We start from the raw sequence: 17664 nt of genomic DNA, 5'->3' as shown, positions 1-17664 counted from the left end.
AGCGCCGGATGACGCTCAATAATGCCATGTCCAACACTCCATGGTCCCCCGCTCAAAGCCAGGGACGTGTTCAAACATGGGTCACTTCTCAGTGGAAATTACTGGCCTCCCCGGGTCACTTCTCAGCGGCAATCAACACGCGGTGCGGTCAGTTATGCCGATTGCAGCTTGCCCGCGGCGTTAACCGTCAGCGTGTTTCCGTAACTGTCGTTCGCGGTATCGCCGTTCAGCAGCACGTTGGATGATCCGCCTTGCAATTTTGTGCTGCCGGCCGTCAGCGTCAGATTGCTCGTGCCAGCGACCGCGACGCCGTTGGCATCGCTGCCAGCGAAGCTGAATGTGCATTTCGCCTGCCAGACAGTTTTGGCCCCCCCAACCGTCAACTTATCATATTTGGTATAGGTAACCGCCCCCGGCGACCATGCGCCCGATACCGCCGGTGAATACGGCGTCGTACCGGGACTTGGCGAGACATCCCCCTCAACCGCCACGGGTTTCAGCGACATTGGATCATTTTCCCGCCAACCCCTGGAGCATCTGTGCCTGCACTGCCCAGCCCGTGGTATCCGCGATCGAGGCCGATACGCCCGCGTCGCGAAGCTTGGTGGCGAGTTGCTGCGGATCGGCCTTGGCGAGTTGTCCCACCGTGGTAATCCCTATCTTCGCCAATCCTTTGCCGACGGCATCGGGCACCGATTTCAGAGTCGCGACCTGCGCCTTCTCCACCGCCTGGTCACCGGGCATCAAGCCGACAAGGCCGATCACTGTCTCGCTCGCGGTCTGATCCCGCACGATGCTGGCGGTGGCCTGATCGACGACCAGGGCACCCGCCTGTTTTGCTGATTTGAGCATCGCACCGCTTGGTAACTGCGAAAGGAAGCTGCCGACGGTGGCACCACTCGCGAGGCGTTCGTCGCCAAATTTCTGGTTGAGCTGGGCGACGGTGAACCCGCGCTGGCCCAATCCTTCGGTGACACGCTTGTCGTTCGCTTGCGCCCATCCGACGAATTCGGCCGTCGACGACACCGTCGGATTCGTCCAGCCGACCCGTGTGCCTGCCGCCGCGCCCCGGGAGTCGAGCGGAGTCATTACTATGCCAGCGGGGGTTGACCACACCTCCACCTGTTTGCCGTTGAAAGTGCCCGCCTCGATGCGGCGAGCGCGCATGCCGGCCACGATCGCGACATTTGGGTCGCGGGTCGAGCGGGTGACACTGCTTTGATCGAACTCGTTCACCGCGTTGATGTCAAAAGGATTTACGGGATCGCTTGACCACGGTTTGGTGTAATCAGGCGCGTATCCGGGCACCCGGTAGTTTCCGGGATTGATGACCGGGCCATAGGGATCATAGCCGGGCACCTGTGGCTTGTAATAGCCCGGATCGACCGCCGTGATCCACGGATAGGGATATTGTACCGGCGGGTTGTAAACGGGAGTGCCGCTGTCCTTTTTGCAACACGCCGCAATATCGCCATTGATCGCGTTGAGCTCGGTCTTGATCTCCTCAAGCCGCGCGGCGAGCTGCGCCCGTAACGCGGCGAGACAGTTGAACAGCTGGCGAACGTCGGCCGCCATGGCGTCGAAATCGGTCTCGATACGGTGGAAACGCTTGTTAAACCCGTCTTCCAGCGACGTCTCCTCGGCCTGCACGATGCTTTCGCCGTCGATCCAGTCGATATGGACAAAACTGCGGGCGAAATGCGGTGCGCATCCGGGATCGGCGGCGGCCAGCGTCGCACCATAACTGAAATGGCGTTCGGTCGTGCCGAGTGTCGTGCCCAACAGTCCCCACAACAGACCATTGAACGCGGCGTTGCTAATATTCTGCTTGTCGGCAAGTTCGACCAGCTTTGCATAGGACAAATCTTCGGTCACAAACAGTTTGTCAGCGGGCATGGTAGCGCTCCTTTGGCAAAACGGGGGTGATGATCGGGGCCATCATCATGTCATCCCCCTGCGAAATCCGGGCGATCGAGATCGACGCCCGAGAAATGCGGCTTTTGCCAGACGCGGTAACTGCGTGACTGGCGCGGGGTTAGCGGCTGAGGGTCGATACCGCCCAGCGTTACATGCGAGCGACGCAACTGCCACGTGTTGACCTCGACGCCAATCGGGTAACAGCGGCCGAGAATGTTCATCAGCATTTCATATTGCGGTAGGTTGATGCTCACGCCGGCGGGCAAATCGACCCGATACTCGAAAGGATCGGTGTCACCGATCCGGGCCGTTGCAAGGCAATGGAGCGCATAGACGCCAGGCGTCACCGAACGAAACGTCGCCTCCGTGCCTGCGGGCGAGCATTGCCCTTCGGCTCCGGCACTCACCGGCATAAGGTTCCAGAAAAATCCGGACGACCGCCGCGCACCGATATTGGCTCCGACGAGCGGTAGGCCATAAGCGCTGACGATCAAAACCGGTGTACCGGCCGCGCGTTTGAACAGCGCAGCCGAAGCAGCACCGTTGCTGCCAAGCGTTTCCATCAGCCGCTGCCAGCGCCCGATCGCCGCGCCATTTGCGGCCGCTAGTCCTGCCGCAAACGCCGCGTCAAGCGCGACCGCCGCGACGACGCCGGATGCATAGTTCTTTGTAGACTGAACGAACGGCGGCAACGACGCGGCGGCAACCGCAAAACCAGTACCGATGGCTTGGCTCGTCGGCCCGTCCAGCGTCGTCAGGGAGTCGAGTGTTGTTCCGAGCTGGGCAACCGGAATGAACGTCCACGGAGGATCGCCCGCCGGCCAACCGCCATGCCCGCCGGACAGTGCATGCGCGAGCGCCATCGACAGACCATCATGCCCGCTGTCAATGCTGGCAGCATATTTGACGCCAGGCCGCGAATCGACAAGCCGCATCGTCGCCGGTCCGGTGATCGTCAACCCGCCGATCGCCAGATGCGAGACGTAGAGATTGCCGCCGGCGACCGACTCGACCGTGCCAAACCCACAGGCATTCAAAAGCCAAGTCCCGCGCGCATCCGACACGTCGCCACCGGCAAGCGCGGCGACGATCGACAGATTGGCCTTTGCGAGGCCCGTCGGCGGTGCGCCCAGCCCGTTGCGAATCGTCGTCAGATCGGCGGCTGCGATCTGCGCGATCTCAGCCCCCAATCCAAGCTCATGCCGCGCGCCGCCCCCATCATCCTGCGCGCGGATCACGCTCACTTTGTTGACGACACCGAAGGCACGCATGAAGTCGGTCAACCGATCGAACGCAAGCGCGAGGAACGGTGCCATTGCGCGCTTTTTGGGATCGGCGAAGCTCAGCCGCTGTTTCAGCCGAGTGCGCAGCGCGGCTTCGCGCGCGCGCGCTGCACTGGGTAATGGACGCGTCGCGGGGACTGCGACCATCGGATCGATCAACACCGCCGCCCGCAGATAGGCAAAGAAATGGTCGAGCCGCGTTTGCGCCTCGGCAACCGATGGCGCGACCGCAACGATGCGGATGGCGGAGTAAAGCGGATTGTCGTCTTCGAGCAAGGAAAACGTCGCCGGCGCGCCGATCTGCTGCAGTGGTCCGACCGTCCCGCCCTCGCCGTTCAGCGCGGCCAGAACGCTACGCCGGGTCGGCCCGAACCAGCGACGGAAAATCGCCAGCCGACGCCTGTAATCGGCGTCGCTTTCAACCTGAGCCACGGTCACGATAGCGCCACCGCTCACGGCCAACTGGTCGCGCAACCGCGGTATGGCCAGTTCCTGGCCATAGCGATCGAGCATGAAGCCGCGTGCGCCGTCCAGCGTTGCGGCGGCGTGCAGCAGGCGGGTCTGGCGGCGCAGCCGCAGCGTCTCGACCGACGCGACGTAGAGCAACCGCGCGAACATGCCCTCGACCACGCGCACCTGAACAAGATCGCGCAACGCGTTGACGCCAAGCGCCGCGCCGTTAAGCGTCGCGGTGACTTGAAGCTCGACCGCTGCGCCTGTCCGTCGGGTCACGCCAACGACAGGCACCATCAATGCGAGCCAGGCACCCGCCTCTGTCACGGCCTCAAACACAACCGGTGCCAAAGCCGCGCCGCCGCTGACCTGCGCGCTGACCACGAGCCGTTCGTCGCCCAGGTCGCGCTTCGGCGCGACCTGGATCATCGGCTCCCAATAACCGGGATCGAGCCGGACCCGCCCCGCGACACCGATTGCGAGCCCTTCATACCGCATCGCCGCCGCCAGCGGCCCGGCCATCGCATCGTTCTGGGCGGCCAGCGCGTCCGCTGCATAGCCGTCGGCGTCAAAGGGTATCGTCATATCCGCCTCCGCGCTGTGGTCAAAAGGGTCATATGATCGTTAGATCGGTGGGATTGTCGATGAACTGGGCGATCTGATTGCCCGCCAGCGCCGCAGCCTCACCGCAGCCGAGCAGATCGACCGCATTGGCACTGGCGGGGCCGGCAAAATCGATCTCCGACGGCGGCAGTGGGTAGCGCAGCAGCCGCAGGTCGCGGACATCGACCACGCCCGGCTCGCTCATCAGCGCCCAGCTGATCTTCGCCGGACTGACCTGTTCGCCAAATTCGAGCCTGTCGACATAGCCGCGGCACCGTTCGAGCAACCTCTGTTTAAACGCAAGCGCGGGGGCGCTGGCATTCACGGTCGCGCGGTCGCCGGAAGGCAGCGGAATTCCCTCGATCACCAGGTTTGCGCGCACGCCGACGTAGACCTCGCTCGCTTCGCGAATTTCGGGAAAGATGCCGACCGGGCGCAAATCCTCGATGGTATCGGCGATCTGCGCGGCAAGCCCATCGGGTCCCGACCATATCGCCGCCGCGGTCGGCGCGACGAGAATGGTGAAAAGATAGGGGGTGACGAGGTTACGCTCGCTGCCGAACACCCGCTCGGCAAAGTTGAAATTGCCGAAAATTGCCATGTCGATGTCGAGCCCGCCATACAGGTCGATGACCTTTACCTGCCGGACGCCGGGGACGAGCGACGCGGCCAGTTCGATCCCGCGCGCCGACCAAAGCGAGCGCGGCGCGCGCAGCAACAAAGAACGGTAGCGATCATCAGGCCAGCGATAAGCGCCGCCGGTAAACGGCTTGTCGTGGACAATATCGACCACAGCCTCGAGCGCGGTGCCGGGGCCTCGGATCGACGCGATCGCCGAAATCGGCTCGATGGCCTCGTCATCGGCGTTCCACAGCTTGATCTTCTGCGCTGCATTGGCGGGGTCGAGATCATGCTCGGGGCCGGGATAAAACGCTTCGGCGGTGACGGTCGCGTTGGGGACTGCGGCGGTCAGCCGCGCCGACTGGGTGGTCGCCACATGATGGCCACCGGTCGTCAGCATCCGTGCGCCCACTGGCACGACCAATTCGGTCACGCCAGGCGGCATCGCGCCTTTGAATTTCAGCGTAACCTGGCCAGCCGCAGTCGCAAACGGGCGAGGCAGGCCGAGTTCACCGCCGAGCCGGTCAAGCCCTTCGCCGCGCGCGGTCGGAATGGTCAGATCGTCCACCAGCGAGCCGACGAGCGTGTATAGTCGCGCATGCTCGATGGCGGTCATTTCGATGAGCTTGCGGATGACCGACCCCTGCCCCGCATCGACATCGGCACCCATCAGTGCGCGCGCGTTCGCCAACCCTTCGGCGACCAACCGTGCATAGGGTTTCGGGAGATAGCCCGCATCGGTCATGCCGTAGGGACCACTGCCGCTGCTGTTCAGGACCGATGCGTCGATCGCGGGAAGATCTGCTAGCGCCTGGTTGATGTCGTCCATGGATCAAGCTCCTGCAAGAACCGGCCCGATAGCCAGCGTGACCTGGTGGCCGCCAACGATCCGGAAAGTGGCCTGAACATCGACCATTCCGTAAACGCCCGCGGGTGGCGGTGCGGCAGTATCGCCTTCGGAAAAGGCCGCGATCTCCGCGCCGATAAGCACGCGCACTACGTCGAGCACCCGAGGATCGGCGCGCAGCATCGTGACGCAGGCGGCACGCAACCGCTCTCGAAGCAGCATGAAATCATGCTCCTCGGCAATGGCGGCGGCACCGTCAAAGCCGTGGCGGGTATTGAGCGGGTCGCTGCCGAGCCCGGTGCCGATCGCTGTGCGCAAATCCTGCTCGAGCGTGTCGATGCCATCGACCAACGCTAGGTCCAACGTACCGTCGCCACGCCGATTGAGCTGGATGTCGCGGGCATAAAATAGCTGCGGATCGATCGGCGCGCTCCGCACGCCCCAGCCAAAGCTGCGCCGCTCAGCTGCAAGACCTATCGATGTCGTGCCGGCATCGGTGCTCGGGTCGGTCATCGCTCTGGCTCGTTCATCGCGGTTCCATTCCCCATTTGCGTCATCCTACGTCCACGGTGCCGCTGCCAGGCTTGAGCTTGATGCTCGTGCCCTCCAGCTGCACTTCGCCGCTCGACTTGATGTTGATGCTGGTCCCCTGCAGGCTCAACGCGTCGGTCGCCTTGATTGTAATCTTTCCGTCGGTATCGATGCTGATCGTGGCACCGCTTGCGACATGCTCGATCCAGATTCCCCCCTCCTGCACCGCGCTGGGTGCCGCCGGTCGGGCGGTTGGCGCGGGTAGGCCGCTTGCGCTGTAGCTGCGGATCGTGAAGCCGTTCACCGCCAACAGCCGGTGGCCGTCGGCGTCGATCAAGTCGTGCGTCGCCTTGGCGTCCTGAGGAATGGAGATCGGCGCGGTACCGCTCTGCGCACCGGATGCCGCACTTGCCAGCCCCGCCGGCAGGATCATCCACCAGTCGCCCGGTTGCGAGGCTGGTGCCACGGTCTGGCCGTCGTCGTTGGTCCGCCAAAGGGCACCGATATCGACCGGGTCGCCGCGCTGCGTCCGATGATATGCGACCATCACGCGCGTGCCGGGATAGCGCGGCAGCACCATGCCATAAGGCCCCCAGGCAAACGATGTCAGATAGGGTACGTTGATGGCCCGCGCGCTGGCTTCGCTGCGAGCAAGATCGCTCAGCCGCGCGCCACCGGCACCCGCGTCATTGGCAATGCCAACGATCATGTCGCTTGACTGGGCGGCAGCCGTTACCTGCCCGGCTGCCATGGTCGTGGCGGCATGCGCCTGGCGCACCTCACCGATGGCCGATGCGGGATGCGCGCTCAGCTCGGCCGCGACCAGCCGCGCGATCTGACCGCGCACCGAAGCAGCGGTATCGACATGCGGATGCGTCTCACCACTTGCAGGCACAGCGCTGGTCGTCGCGCGCACACTGTCCCAGGCATGCTCGGCGATCGGTTCGCCAGCGATGGACACTCCACTCAACCGCGTGTCCCAGCCCAGATTGCGACCGCTGGTGTGGCTGACGCCCGTGACATACAGCGTCACCTGCTGATCCGGGATCGGCGCGCCAGGGAGCGGCAACAGTCCGAAACCGGAAAACAGCGCCGCATCCTCCCCGGGCACCGTGAACCGCACGACGTCGCCGGGCTTCAGGTCGGGCCGACCGACAGTACGCACGTGCCACACGTCGCGCGGCGGCGGCAGGGGATCGGCGGTATCGGCGGCTTCGGCACCGGCAACGCCGCCTGCCTCGCCCTGACGCTCGGCGCTGATGAAACCGCTGTGATCGTCGAGCAGTTTGACGTCGCCTTCCGCCGGGATCGGTCGGAACGGGCCGACCAGAAGCTTGGCATCGCGGATCAGATAGGCCCCACGCCCGCGCCGACCATAGCGCAGCAGCATCGGCTCCTCGAGCGCGGCCAGCTCTCCCAGCGCCTGCCGCCCGGGCTGCACAATCATGTCGGGATCGTTGCCGGCGGCACCGTCCCCGGTCGGCGGGCTGACCTGAAAATCGGTGCCGTCGGCAAAGCCGCTCGACAGCAGAACCTGACGGGCGGCCTCGATCGGCCCGGCGGCGCGCGTCGGCGGATCGGCAGCCTGTGTTAGCGCGCGCGCAAGCCGATCATAGATGCGGCTGCGCGCGACGATCGTTGTGATGGTCTCCAACCCCTCGTTGCGCCGGGACAATTCCGTCACCGCAAACGAGGCGATGTTCGGCGCGTCGGTCGCCGAAGGATCGCTGCCGACCTGGTCACGCCAGAAAAGTGCGACGGTGCCGTACAATGGCTGGCGCGACGGCGCGCGCTCGCCCGCCGCCGCACTGCGCGGCAGCCGCGCCATCGCCAGCGTGCGGAACTGGTCCGGAGTCAACCCGCGCACGCGCATCTCGACCCGGCCCGGTGCCAGGCCGCTGTCGAGCGTTATTGTCACATCGGCCCAGCAGCTGCGATGGTCGATGTCGATCGTGTCGGCACCCTGCGGCTCGAAATGCGCGCGCCAGCCGACGACGCGGCCAATCGCAGGCGTACCGCCGACGAGATCAGCGATTCCCATGAGTCAGCCACCAGTTGATGCCGCCAATGGGCGTGCCATCGGGCGCGGACGCTTCGCCAAGCGTCGAATTGAAACGGATATCGAAGGCCACCGGCCGGGTTGATTGGCTGGCGCGCTGTTCAAGGCCGGTCTGGATCGGCACGACCGACGACATCGGCGCGTTGAAGGCGTCGGTCGCCGAAAGCGGCCGGATTGCGAGATCGATCCAGCACCCGGCCGGCTTGGCAACCGTCACGGCACTTGCGGCCAGGCAGAAATCGAGGATCACGATCTCGGCGATCGCCACGCGCGAGTCCGGGGCCCCTCGCCCCAGCACATGTCGCGCGCCGATCACGAGCGGCCAGCGGTCGGCGAGCGTACGCCGGTCGAACACCATCAGATAGGGAGCGGTTCGCTGTCGGGCCGCGACGAAAGCCGTCGGGGCAAGACTCGCTGAATCCTGCAATGAGCGCTGGTCGGCACCGGCCGCGATCGGCACCGTCGCGTCAAGCGCCGCCCAGGCCCGGATCCGGCCGCTCGGCAACACCAGCACGAGCGCGGCATCGCTCCCCCTGATCGCAATCGCCAATGGCGTCGGCAGGCCCGCCCCGATCGCCAGCCGATAACGGTCGAACCCCGCAAGCGAGGGTGCTTGTGCCGGGTTCAGCCTAGCGACGACGGGATGATTGAGGTTCATTGTCCGATCACCCCAGCCGCATCGAGGGCCGATGAGACGGCGCAATTGACGGCATCGGCGATGAGGGCCGATGGCCCTGGCCGCGGCAGGTGAACCAGCGTCATCGACACGTCGAGTGCCGACCGACGCGACACCGACGCCGAAAAACTGAGCGACTGGATATACATGTCGGTTCTCAGCGTCATTGCCGTCCACAAGATGATGCCAAAAGATGTTGGCCCAATGAGGGTGCTCAGCGCGCTGCCCCCCAATGCCTGCTCGGCCAGAGTTTCCAGCGCTTCCTTCCAGAGATACCGTTCCCACCCGGGCAGCACGCCCGACAGGCTGATGGTGTCGTCATGCGTGTCCACGAGCACGCGGTCGCCACCCGCGCCAATCGGCGGCAGATGGAAGCTCTGGTTGAGCGACAGGGTCGTCACCGCAAAGAGTGGCACAATAACCGGCACGGCAAGCAGGATCGCGCTGGGCACCCCGTAATTGATGTAGCTTTTGCGCGGCATGATCAGGCAGCCTCCTCAATCCAATATCCAATCACGTCGGCGGTTCGGCCGAGGAGCTTACCGCTTTCCGGTGGGCTGCCCGGCGCAAAGGCGAACATGCGATCGGCCGGCAAATCCTGCCAGCCGCCCATCGTCACCGCGATTCGGCCGAGCGCCTTGTCCTCGCCGATGATGACGGCATTGGCCGCGGGCAGCCGTTCCATCTCCTCGAATCGGAAAATGCGCCGGTCCGGCCCCAGCCACAGCCCGTTCGACCGTTCGAGCATCGCGGCGAGCGCAACGGGCACGATCTTCCCTTCGGCGCGGGCGGCCACGAAGACCATCGGGTCAAGCGGCGGCCCCGGCTCGACGGTAAGGGGCAAATGGTCGAGCCGATCGAGCAGTCGCGATTCGGCGCGCACGCCCAGCGAATCGCCCTGCCAGGGGCGTCGGCCTTCGCCGACATTATGGAGAAACCCTGTCAGCGTGTCGCCTGCTGGCACGACGGCATCGGCCTCCATCCAGCCGCGATCGACCCAGTAGATCGCCGCGGCTCCCAAGCCAATGCGGTCGAACGAATCCACAGCAAAGAAGCCGGACGCCTGATCGGCACCAAAATAGGTGAGCTCAGCCAGTTCGCCGAAATCCTCGCGGTCGTGATTAACGTCGACGAACAGCGCCGGCTCGAACAAGGTGAACCCGTCAAGATAAAGCTCTCCGGTCAACTGGTAGAGCGCGACAAGCGCCGCAGGCATGTCCGCTGCTGCCTGCATGTCGCGCAGTTCGTCGGGGGTCGCCGGCACACGATCGGCAGCGCGGGGAATGGCCCGCGCCACGATGTCGGCCAGGTCTCGCACCGCGTTCACAGCCCCATCCCCGGCCGCCAACTCCCAAGCAGCCGTGCACGATCCGCCGGCTTCATGCGACCCAACACATTACGCTCGAAATAGGTGTCGAACGTGCGAAGGTAGAGCGCGATGTCGCGGTCCGGCATGCCCGACATGCGCAGGTCGGCGATCGCCCATTCACGGATGTTCGATAGCGTCACGCCACTGCCGCTGCGCGCGGCACGCGCGCCGTTCTGCACCGCGGTGATCATCCCGTGCGGTGATCCGGAGCGACTGTCGCGCAGCATGATCGTCGGTGCCGCATCGCCATTGTAGCCGAACCGTCCGAACAGCCGGGTCAAAAGCTCGTTCTGCATGCCGTGATGCGCCTGGAGGAGCGCGGTGAGCTGCGGAATGCGGCCATAGGCCGTGGGCACGACATCGAATTCGCGGAATTCGCCGATAAACCCGCCCGATGCGTCATGCGCAAGCGCGCGAAACCTTCCATTTTCGATGTGAAACGTCGTGGAACTGCCGTTGGCGAATGTTTTGGTATAGCTGCCGTCGGGGTTACGCCGGAAGCGATAGCGACCGCTTTCGATCCGTGACAGCCGCGGCTTGCGGCCCGGGCGCGAGGGCGGACGCGGGGCAGTGCTGTCGCTCGCCGGGCGGGGCGTCTGGGTGGCCGGGCTCGCTGCGGTCGCGGCGACTTCGGCATGAAGCGGATCGATCGTGTCGCCCGCGCGCGGCGGCGGCGGCTCGATCTCGTGCAGCGGCCGACCAAGCTTGTCGAGCGAGTCGTCGAGTTCGTGGAACAGACGGTCGATCTCGCGCAGGCGCGCTTCGAGCGTCATCGCCGGTCCGCTGCGCGCGCGCGTCGAAAGCCCCGCCCGTTCGCCATAGGCAAAAATCTGGTGGTAGGATTCGTCGAGCTGGTTGCGCAGGCCGATCACGCGGTCGATCAGCGCGCTTTTGCCAGCGACCAGATGTTCGCCATAGCGGAACAGCGCGCGCGACAGGATCGTCTCGATGACGCGCGTCGCCCGTGCTGGTGTGAAGCCGAGCCGCCGCACCATCCGTTGGTGCAGCGCGACAAGGCTCGGTTCGGACCGGGCGATTGCCGAAATGTCGGTGGTCGACAACAGGCCATGAAAGCTGAACAGGACCATCAGGGTGCCCCCCCGGACGAGGGTTCGTCATCGCGTTCGCCCTCCTGATATTCCTGCAGGCGGCGCTCAAGCTCGGCTTGCGACGGCGACAGCGCATAGGGATCTGCGTCGTTCGGATCGACGGGGATGGTGACCGTGCCATCCTCAGCGACGACCGGAGCGACTGGGCCAGCTGGCCCCTCCGGCGTGACCTGGCCACCGGCGAGCACGGTGATCTCGCGGTTCACCTGTTCGAAAATGGGTCCAATCAGGCGCGGCAGCACGACCGACAGCACCCGGTCTACCAGGACGTTCGTTACGAAGGCACGGATCAACCCGCCCTGTAGCGACCGCCCCATCGATACGAGCAGCGTGCGCCGCGCGTAGACGCTGAAACCCCGCAGCCCAGCCGATAGCGACTCGGCCGCGGCAATGCGGCCGACGCGCGAGGCACCGCGCATCAGGCTGCCGGCCTCCGGAATGATCGCCAGCGCAACTTCAAACTGCGCAAGGAACATCTCGAATTCCATTTCCGCGCGCGAGATCGCGACATCGGGGTCGATGAGCGCGCCGAACAATTCTTCGCGGTTGAGCGCGTTTGCTGCGTGAACGCCCGCAATCACGATGCCGAGCGCGACGCCTAGCGGAGGGCACAGCACGGACAACGCCATCACCGACGCCGCCTCGCCAAAGCTGATGATGCCTTGGCGCCCCAGCTCTACGTCGAACGCGAACTGCAGCCCGATCGCGTACCACTCGCTGCCCGAGAAACCCGGCGCGATCGCCTCATGCGCGAGCAGGTGGATTCCCTGCATCGCAATGGAGGTTCCCGGCACCGTCCGATGCGGCAGATCATCGACGATCCGGCCCGAACGAAATGCGAAGTAATTGTCATCCTTGGCCTGTCGCAGGATCGTCCGGTTGTTGTCGCGCATCTCCTCGAGAAGGCTGCGAAGATAGCGGCGCGACATTTCTGGCGAATCGCGAAAGGTAGCGGCAACGGCCGGGATATCGTTAAAATGCTGGATCAGCGGATCGAGCGACGCAGCGGTACCGTGCCGGACCGCGATTTCCTGCTCAAGCTCGGCCATTGTCCACAAGCGCCCGTGCGTGTCGCGCACCTTCCAGCCGTCGGGATAGTGCTCGAGATTGCCGCGCCGTTCGAGCAAGCGCGCCGGACTCGTCATCGCGGCCAAATGGAGGTCCCAGTCGCTGAACGTCGTTGTCAGGACATGGCGCGCGTCCCGCCAGGTCGACACGGCGAGGTCGATATTCGCATCGAGCGAGGTGAACGACCGCGCCGACTGCAACTGCGTGCGCAACTCAAGCAAGTCGGCCTCGCGCACCACCATCCTTTGCACCAGGGAGCGTACCGCCAGGTAATAATCATCGAAATTATCAAGCCGCGCGTCGATCTCGTCGCGCGACGAGCGCAGCAACTGCAGCATCATGATCTGGCACGCGCGCACATAGATCGTGCCCACCGCACCTTTCATCGACGGTGTATGCTGCTTGTAGAAATCGAGCATCCACCCAACCGTGTCGGCACGACGAAACCCGGTGATGAGCAAAGACACTTCGGGCAGTTGATAAATGGTCGTCATCAACCGGGCCGCGCGCTCGATCAGCGGGCAGGTGCCGCCGAGATAGCGCAGCAGTCGTACGGCTGGGGTGACCTGTGGATCGATTTCGAGATCGCCCAGATTACCGGTGCCCGCTGCCGCCACACGCGTTGCATTGGGGAGAATTTCGGCGGCTTCGGCCACGGCCGACGCCCGCCCGCCCATCACATGCGCTGCGGCGAGCAGGAACGCGCCGCAATATTGGCCCATCGGCATGTCGAGCCGGAACGCAATCCGCTGCATCAGCCGCCGAAGTTCGTCGCCCAGCGTGCCGAGCTGATCGAGGCTCGGCTCACCCTCGAACGGGCCGAGGTCAAGCGTCATCACCTGGCCGCCAGCAACGAAGGGATAGTGGAAGGCAGCGCTGCCGTCAGCGCTCCCGTCGGGCTCGCCGGAGCCACCGTCGGTCCCGAGCCCGCCCGCTGCCTCGCCCGCACCGGGCTCCTGCCCGTGCCCCTGCCCCCGCCCCTGCCCGTGCCCGCCGCCCCCTTCGCTTTCACCCTCCCCTTCGCCTTCGCCGTCACCGGAACCTGCGCCTTCCTGCTCGGGATTGCGCTGGAATGCGGCGATCGGCAGCACGTCGAGCGACCTGCCCACAATCATCGCCTGATTGACGAAGGTCACGTAGTCGCCACCGGTGCTGCTATGGAGTATCGCGACGGTGCCAGGGTCGTCGCTCTGCCCCCCCATGCTGCTGGCAATATTCGTGATTGCCAGCCGCCGCGCTGCCGTTGCCGCAGGTTCGCCTGCGACCGGATCGGGGGCGATATGGAACTGCGCCAGCCCCCAGCGGCGCACCGCAGCGACGCGGTCCGCGCGCGTCGTGTAGTCGGCCAGCCGCTCGATGCTAAACAGTCCGACCGGCAACACGCCAAGGCGTTGCGTGGCCTGCGGGTTGTTGCCTTCGAGATTGTGGCCCTCGAAATCGCCCGGCAGCGGATAGAGCGCGATGATCCTGCCGCGATAGCCGACCCCGGCGCGCGTGACGTCGGCAAACACCGCCATCATGAAGCCATTAATACCATGATAGGTCGCGCGAAACATCGCGCCAATGCGCGTCGGTGGCGTGCCGCTGGTACCATAATTCGCGTTGAGCGCGCGCACCACCGCAACCGCCACATCGTCAAGGTTATTGCTGTGCCAATGCCACCAACCGACACGATAGCCCGGCGGCATGACGTCGGTTGCCGCCCCCTCGCTATCAAAGCCAAGAGGCACGTCGGGTGATGGGACGTTGCCCTGGTAGCTGCCGACCAAATAGCCGTCGCGGTGCACCCGGGTCGGATCGAACGACTCCGACGGGTCGGGCGGAACCACCGTCGGTGCGTCCACGAGCCGCTGTGCGGCGCGGTCAGAGGCGGGCTGCGTGGCGGCATCGATCGCCTCGGCAATCCTCGCCTCGATCGCCTGCCGCCACTCGGCATCGACCGGTCCGCCCGACCAGCTGATTTCGGGCGCGTTGAAGCGCGGATAGGCATATCCCCCGCGCGGCACCAGCACTTCGTCCTCGAGAGTGCCGATCGCACGCGACACAGCCGACGCAACTGCATCGCGCACAACTGCATCGACGCTGCCACTGGCCAGCGCGGGTGAGATCGTCAGGCGGATCGGTATGTGTGCCCTGATCGACATCCGCCGCCGCCGCTATTCCCCCAGCAGAGCGGCAAGCCGCGCCAGGGGATCGACCGTACGGGTACTTGCGGCCGGCCGATCTGCACCCGCTTCGCGGATCTCGACCTGGACCGGGAAATAGACCTCAATCCGCGAACGGGCGTCCTCAAGTGCCTGTATTGCCTCGGCCGTACTCCCGGCGGCGGGGTAGATAATCTCGTTTTCATGGACAAGCGCAATGCCGGTACGCGTAACGCGCTTGGCACCGGGTTCGGCCGCGCCGAGAAAGCTGATCGTGTCGGCCATGTCCGGCTCAGCTCGCCGAAACCGGCGCGCCCGCAACTCCGTCAGCAAGCCCGGTCGCCTTGATCCGCCCGCCCAGCGCAAACCCGGAGAAAGTGGCCGTCGGCGCACCCGAAATCGCCGCCGAACTCGGCGTTGCGTTGGTGATGACGCACTGGTCAAGCAACACTTCAGCCAGCGCCCATTCGGGATCGCCGCCATCGGTTTCTGACAGGATGATCTGGAACCGCTTGCCATCGAGCGCAAGCTTGGTGAGGTGCGCCGCCGACGTGCCGATCGCCTTGGCGGTGATGGTGAAGCTGATCTGTTCCGGCATGTAGATCACGCCGATGTTGATCGCCTCGATCGAACTGAGCGCCTCGGCGTTCATCGCAAAGCTTGGCTGAAAGCTCTCAATCGGCGTGATGAGCGCCGGGCCCGATCCATCGTTGAAACGCACGGCCAGGCGGGATTTCCACTGTGGCATGAGATTGTCCTTTCAATGCACGAAGTTGCAAAAGGCGATGGGTCAGAAGCGCGGTTGCAGCGCGATCCGCAACCGGTGAACGGCTGGCCCGATGACGATGCTGACGATCATGTCGACCAGCCGTTCGGACCGGGCGGTGTTGATCTCCTGGACCTCGGTTGGGCTGCGCGACGCCTCGGGGCGTGACAGCGCGAGGTGCACCGGGATGGTCACTGCATAATCGGTGATGCCGCCTTCGAGCTGAACCACGCCCAGAATGCCTTCGGCGCGTCGGATAATGTCGGCGAGGCCCGAGCGGGTTATTCGCGCGTCGCCGATCATCCCGATGAGGCCAGCCTTCAGCCGAAATTCTACGTCATCAAGCAGACGGACCAGATCGACATATTTCAACGTCGCATCGGTCGTGTACGTCGTGCCTTCTGCGAAATGCAGGCTTTCCCCGGCAATCAGCGCGGGATCTATCACCGGCAGAATTCCATCGGTCGCCAGCGCGCTGATTTCGCCCGGACCATATTGCTTGCCGAGCGGCATCGCGAAGCCACGTACCTTTTTGAGCACGATCGAGGTGGCGACCGGTAGCCCCGCAATCGCGGCGGCGGCCGCCGACGATACCTCTCCGGCCACGCCGGGCTGTTCCTCCGCACCGCGCGCTGCAACCATCACCATCCGCCCGCTGTCGCTCTTGAGCGGCGTGGTGAGCGCGATCACGTCGGCGGCATAGGTATTCGACCGCACGATCGTAGTATCGACATGGGCAACCCCGATGCGTTTGTTGCCGGCAGCGCTCTGGTTTTCGCAATGCGACTTGAGCGCCGTGATGGGCGCGTTGGGGCTACCCGCGCCCGATTTGACAGGCGACCCCGCAAGCGCAACGAACGTCACATCGTCGGCTGCCTCGAGCGAGGCCAGCGCGGCTGACCAATCTCCCGCGTTCAGCTTTACCGCGTAGATCTTGCTCGGGCCGGGGTCCTGCAGGAAGGCGGCTTTAAGCCCCTTGTAAAGCAGCGATTCCGGGTTGGGGACACCGGCATTCAACTGGTTGAACAGCGGCACCGCGTCGGCAAGCGTTGCAACCGGAATCGGCACGTTGGCGGGGGCTGTTCCCGCAGCGTCACCGACGATCGCCAGCACGCCGGGCGCGCGCTGCACTGCCGGCAACAGCGCCGAAGTGTCGATCGAAACCTCGATAAAAGGAAATGCTAATGCCATGCTGGCCTCCACCGTCTTGGTTTGACTCATGCCTTCGGGCGGACACGCCCCGTCAGTTAGTCTTCACAGGATTGAGGGCGATGCCCTGCGGTGCCAGCCACGCGCTGGCCTTTGCAATTCGGTCCGCTCGCTTCGCCGCCGGATTGGCACCACTGCCCGGCCAGCCATCAGCGTCGAACCAGCTATCCGCGACAAGCCACGCCACCACGGCGCGACCAGGCGGCAAAATGGCGCTCTCCGCCGGGTCGAAGCCCGCATAGCGCAATCGTTGGAGCACGGTCTTGCTTGCCTGCAGCAGATCGGCGAGACGAAAGTCCGCGCGCGTGACATCGCGAATGAGGAAGGCGGCGGCGACGGGAAATTGGCGCTGGCTTGCCTCCACGCTACCCGGCAGGGGCGTGAGCGACAGCACAAGCTGATAGAAGCGCGCCAAGCCGCCGTCGAGCGCTAGCAGTTCAGCAACCGAGCCGACCTGCGCTTCGAGGAGCAGGCGGGTGACGCTTGCATCGTCATAAGCGTCGGCATCGTTCGCCGCTGCCTTCAACCTTGCCAGCAAGGCCGTCCTGCGGGCCGCTTCGAGCGCTATCGGGTCGGCCGGAATTGGGCCAACGATCGCGGCATCGAGATCGGCAATCGACACCCGCCCAATTTGCGCAACATCGACGCGCGCGCGCGGGTAGCTCGCCGTCGCCTGCACCTCACCACGCCACAATATGTCGATCCGCCCAAGGTCATCTGCCGGGGCGACGGTGCGCAACTCGGTCCTCACCAAAATGCCCGAGGAATCGCGAATTTCAGATTGGGTAAAGCCCAGGCCGCCAAACTGAAGCTGACCTTCACTATAGGACAATGCGCCCGAAGGTACCTGTCCGCCAAGATCATAACTGGCCAAAATGAGATTACGAAGACCGTCCTCGACAAGCAAACCGCCGCCGACGAAATCCGCGCCTATTCTGGCGAGTACCTCGGTTTCAAAATCAAGAACGTCCCGAACCCCCATCTTTGAGTGAGATAGGAACCGATCAAT

15 protein-coding genes are annotated in these 17664 nt (G+C 64.7%); all 15 read right to left on the bottom strand.

Annotation, left to right across the window (positions count from 1 at the left end):
• Window positions 1-152 precede the first annotated feature (152 nt).
• Window positions 153-506, bottom strand: coding sequence for a hypothetical protein (locus EJC47_RS19760; RefSeq protein ID WP_126849428.1), 354 nt, complete (start codon window positions 504-506; stop codon window positions 153-155).
• Between the two features lie 4 nt (window positions 507-510).
• Window positions 511-1896, bottom strand: a complete 1386-nt coding sequence (locus EJC47_RS19755) for a hypothetical protein (protein WP_126849427.1) — start codon at window positions 1894-1896, stop codon at window positions 511-513.
• Between the two features lie 50 nt (window positions 1897-1946).
• Complete coding sequence (locus tag EJC47_RS19750; protein WP_126849426.1) at window positions 1947-4238, bottom strand: hypothetical protein; 2292 nt, start codon at window positions 4236-4238, stop codon at window positions 1947-1949.
• A gap of 28 nt (window positions 4239-4266) precedes the next feature.
• A complete protein-coding gene (locus tag EJC47_RS19745) occupies window positions 4267-5706 on the bottom strand; it encodes a baseplate J/gp47 family protein (RefSeq protein ID WP_126849425.1) in 1440 nt (479 codons plus the stop codon).
• 3 nt (window positions 5707-5709) lie between these two features.
• Complete coding sequence (locus EJC47_RS19740) at window positions 5710-6237, bottom strand: hypothetical protein (protein WP_126849424.1); 528 nt, start codon at window positions 6235-6237, stop codon at window positions 5710-5712.
• 40 nt (window positions 6238-6277) lie between these two features.
• A complete protein-coding gene (locus EJC47_RS19735; protein WP_126849423.1) occupies window positions 6278-8296 on the bottom strand; it encodes a hypothetical protein in 2019 nt (672 codons plus the stop codon).
• Window positions 8283-8972: a hypothetical protein gene (locus EJC47_RS19730; protein WP_126849422.1), complete on the bottom strand. Its 690-nt coding sequence runs from the start codon at window positions 8970-8972 to the stop codon at window positions 8283-8285. Before EJC47_RS19730 ends, EJC47_RS19735 begins: the two co-directional genes overlap by 14 nt.
• Complete coding sequence (locus EJC47_RS19725) at window positions 8969-9472, bottom strand: hypothetical protein (RefSeq protein WP_126849421.1); 504 nt, start codon at window positions 9470-9472, stop codon at window positions 8969-8971. Before EJC47_RS19725 ends, EJC47_RS19730 begins: the two co-directional genes overlap by 4 nt.
• A gap of 2 nt (window positions 9473-9474) precedes the next feature.
• Window positions 9475-10317 carry a hypothetical protein gene (locus EJC47_RS19720; protein ID WP_126849420.1) on the bottom strand — a complete coding sequence of 281 codons (843 nt, stop codon included), beginning with the start codon at window positions 10315-10317 and terminating at the stop codon, window positions 9475-9477.
• Entirely contained in the window at window positions 10314-11447 is a 1134-nt protein-coding gene (locus tag EJC47_RS19715) for a hypothetical protein (RefSeq protein WP_126849419.1), read from the bottom strand. The genes EJC47_RS19720 and EJC47_RS19715 overlap by 4 nt, the downstream gene beginning before the upstream one ends.
• Window positions 11447-14680 carry a hypothetical protein gene (locus tag EJC47_RS19710; protein ID WP_126849418.1) on the bottom strand — a complete coding sequence of 1078 codons (3234 nt, stop codon included), beginning with the start codon at window positions 14678-14680 and terminating at the stop codon, window positions 11447-11449. The genes EJC47_RS19715 and EJC47_RS19710 overlap by 1 nt, the downstream gene beginning before the upstream one ends.
• A 12-nt stretch (window positions 14681-14692) precedes the next feature.
• Entirely contained in the window at window positions 14693-14965 is a 273-nt protein-coding gene (locus EJC47_RS19705) for a hypothetical protein (protein ID WP_126849417.1), read from the bottom strand.
• A gap of 7 nt (window positions 14966-14972) precedes the next feature.
• Complete coding sequence (locus EJC47_RS19700; protein WP_185867737.1) at window positions 14973-15428, bottom strand: hypothetical protein; 456 nt, start codon at window positions 15426-15428, stop codon at window positions 14973-14975.
• A 42-nt stretch (window positions 15429-15470) separates the two neighbouring features.
• The gene (locus tag EJC47_RS19695; protein ID WP_126849416.1) at window positions 15471-16637 is read right to left on the bottom strand and encodes a hypothetical protein; all 1167 of its coding nucleotides are present in this window, start codon (window positions 16635-16637) and stop codon (window positions 15471-15473) included.
• Between the two features lie 52 nt (window positions 16638-16689).
• Window positions 16690-17664 (bottom strand): hypothetical protein (locus tag EJC47_RS19690; protein ID WP_221885195.1); only part of this gene is annotated, 975 nt, incomplete at its 5' end.

It is taken from the genome of Sphingomonas sp. TF3 (assembly GCF_003985085.1).
Lineage (GTDB): Bacteria > Pseudomonadota > Alphaproteobacteria > Sphingomonadales > Sphingomonadaceae > Sphingomonas.
This window is presented reverse-complemented; position numbering and strand designations above follow the sequence as displayed.

What these genes read in the sequence shown, in the direction of transcription:
- EJC47_RS19745 (WP_126849425.1), bottom strand. Translation starts at nt 5,706, where the DNA reads ATGGACGACATCAACCAGGCGCTAGCAGATCTTCCCGCGATCGACGCA.
- EJC47_RS19725 (WP_126849421.1), bottom strand. Translation starts at nt 9,472, where the DNA reads ATGCCGCGCAAAAGCTACATCAATTACGGGGTGCCCAGCGCGATCCTG.
- EJC47_RS19695 (WP_126849416.1), bottom strand. Translation starts at nt 16,637, where the DNA reads ATGGCATTAGCATTTCCTTTTATCGAGGTTTCGATCGACACTTCGGCG.
- EJC47_RS19760 (WP_126849428.1), bottom strand. Translation starts at nt 506, where the DNA reads ATGTCGCTGAAACCCGTGGCGGTTGAGGGGGATGTCTCGCCAAGTCCC.
- EJC47_RS19755 (WP_126849427.1), bottom strand. Translation starts at nt 1,896, where the DNA reads ATGCCCGCTGACAAACTGTTTGTGACCGAAGATTTGTCCTATGCAAAG.
- EJC47_RS19740 (WP_126849424.1), bottom strand. Translation starts at nt 6,237, where the DNA reads ATGACCGACCCGAGCACCGATGCCGGCACGACATCGATAGGTCTTGCA.
- EJC47_RS19735 (WP_126849423.1), bottom strand. Translation starts at nt 8,296, where the DNA reads ATGGGAATCGCTGATCTCGTCGGCGGTACGCCTGCGATTGGCCGCGTC.
- EJC47_RS19700 (WP_185867737.1), bottom strand. Translation starts at nt 15,428, where the DNA reads ATGCCACAGTGGAAATCCCGCCTGGCCGTGCGTTTCAACGATGGATCG.
- EJC47_RS19750 (WP_126849426.1), bottom strand. Translation starts at nt 4,238, where the DNA reads ATGACGATACCCTTTGACGCCGACGGCTATGCAGCGGACGCGCTGGCC.
- EJC47_RS19710 (WP_126849418.1), bottom strand. Translation starts at nt 14,680, where the DNA reads ATGTCGATCAGGGCACACATACCGATCCGCCTGACGATCTCACCCGCG.
- EJC47_RS19705 (WP_126849417.1), bottom strand. Translation starts at nt 14,965, where the DNA reads ATGGCCGACACGATCAGCTTTCTCGGCGCGGCCGAACCCGGTGCCAAG.
- EJC47_RS19730 (WP_126849422.1), bottom strand. Translation starts at nt 8,972, where the DNA reads ATGAACCTCAATCATCCCGTCGTCGCTAGGCTGAACCCGGCACAAGCA.
- EJC47_RS19715 (WP_126849419.1), bottom strand. Translation starts at nt 11,447, where the DNA reads ATGGTCCTGTTCAGCTTTCATGGCCTGTTGTCGACCACCGACATTTCG.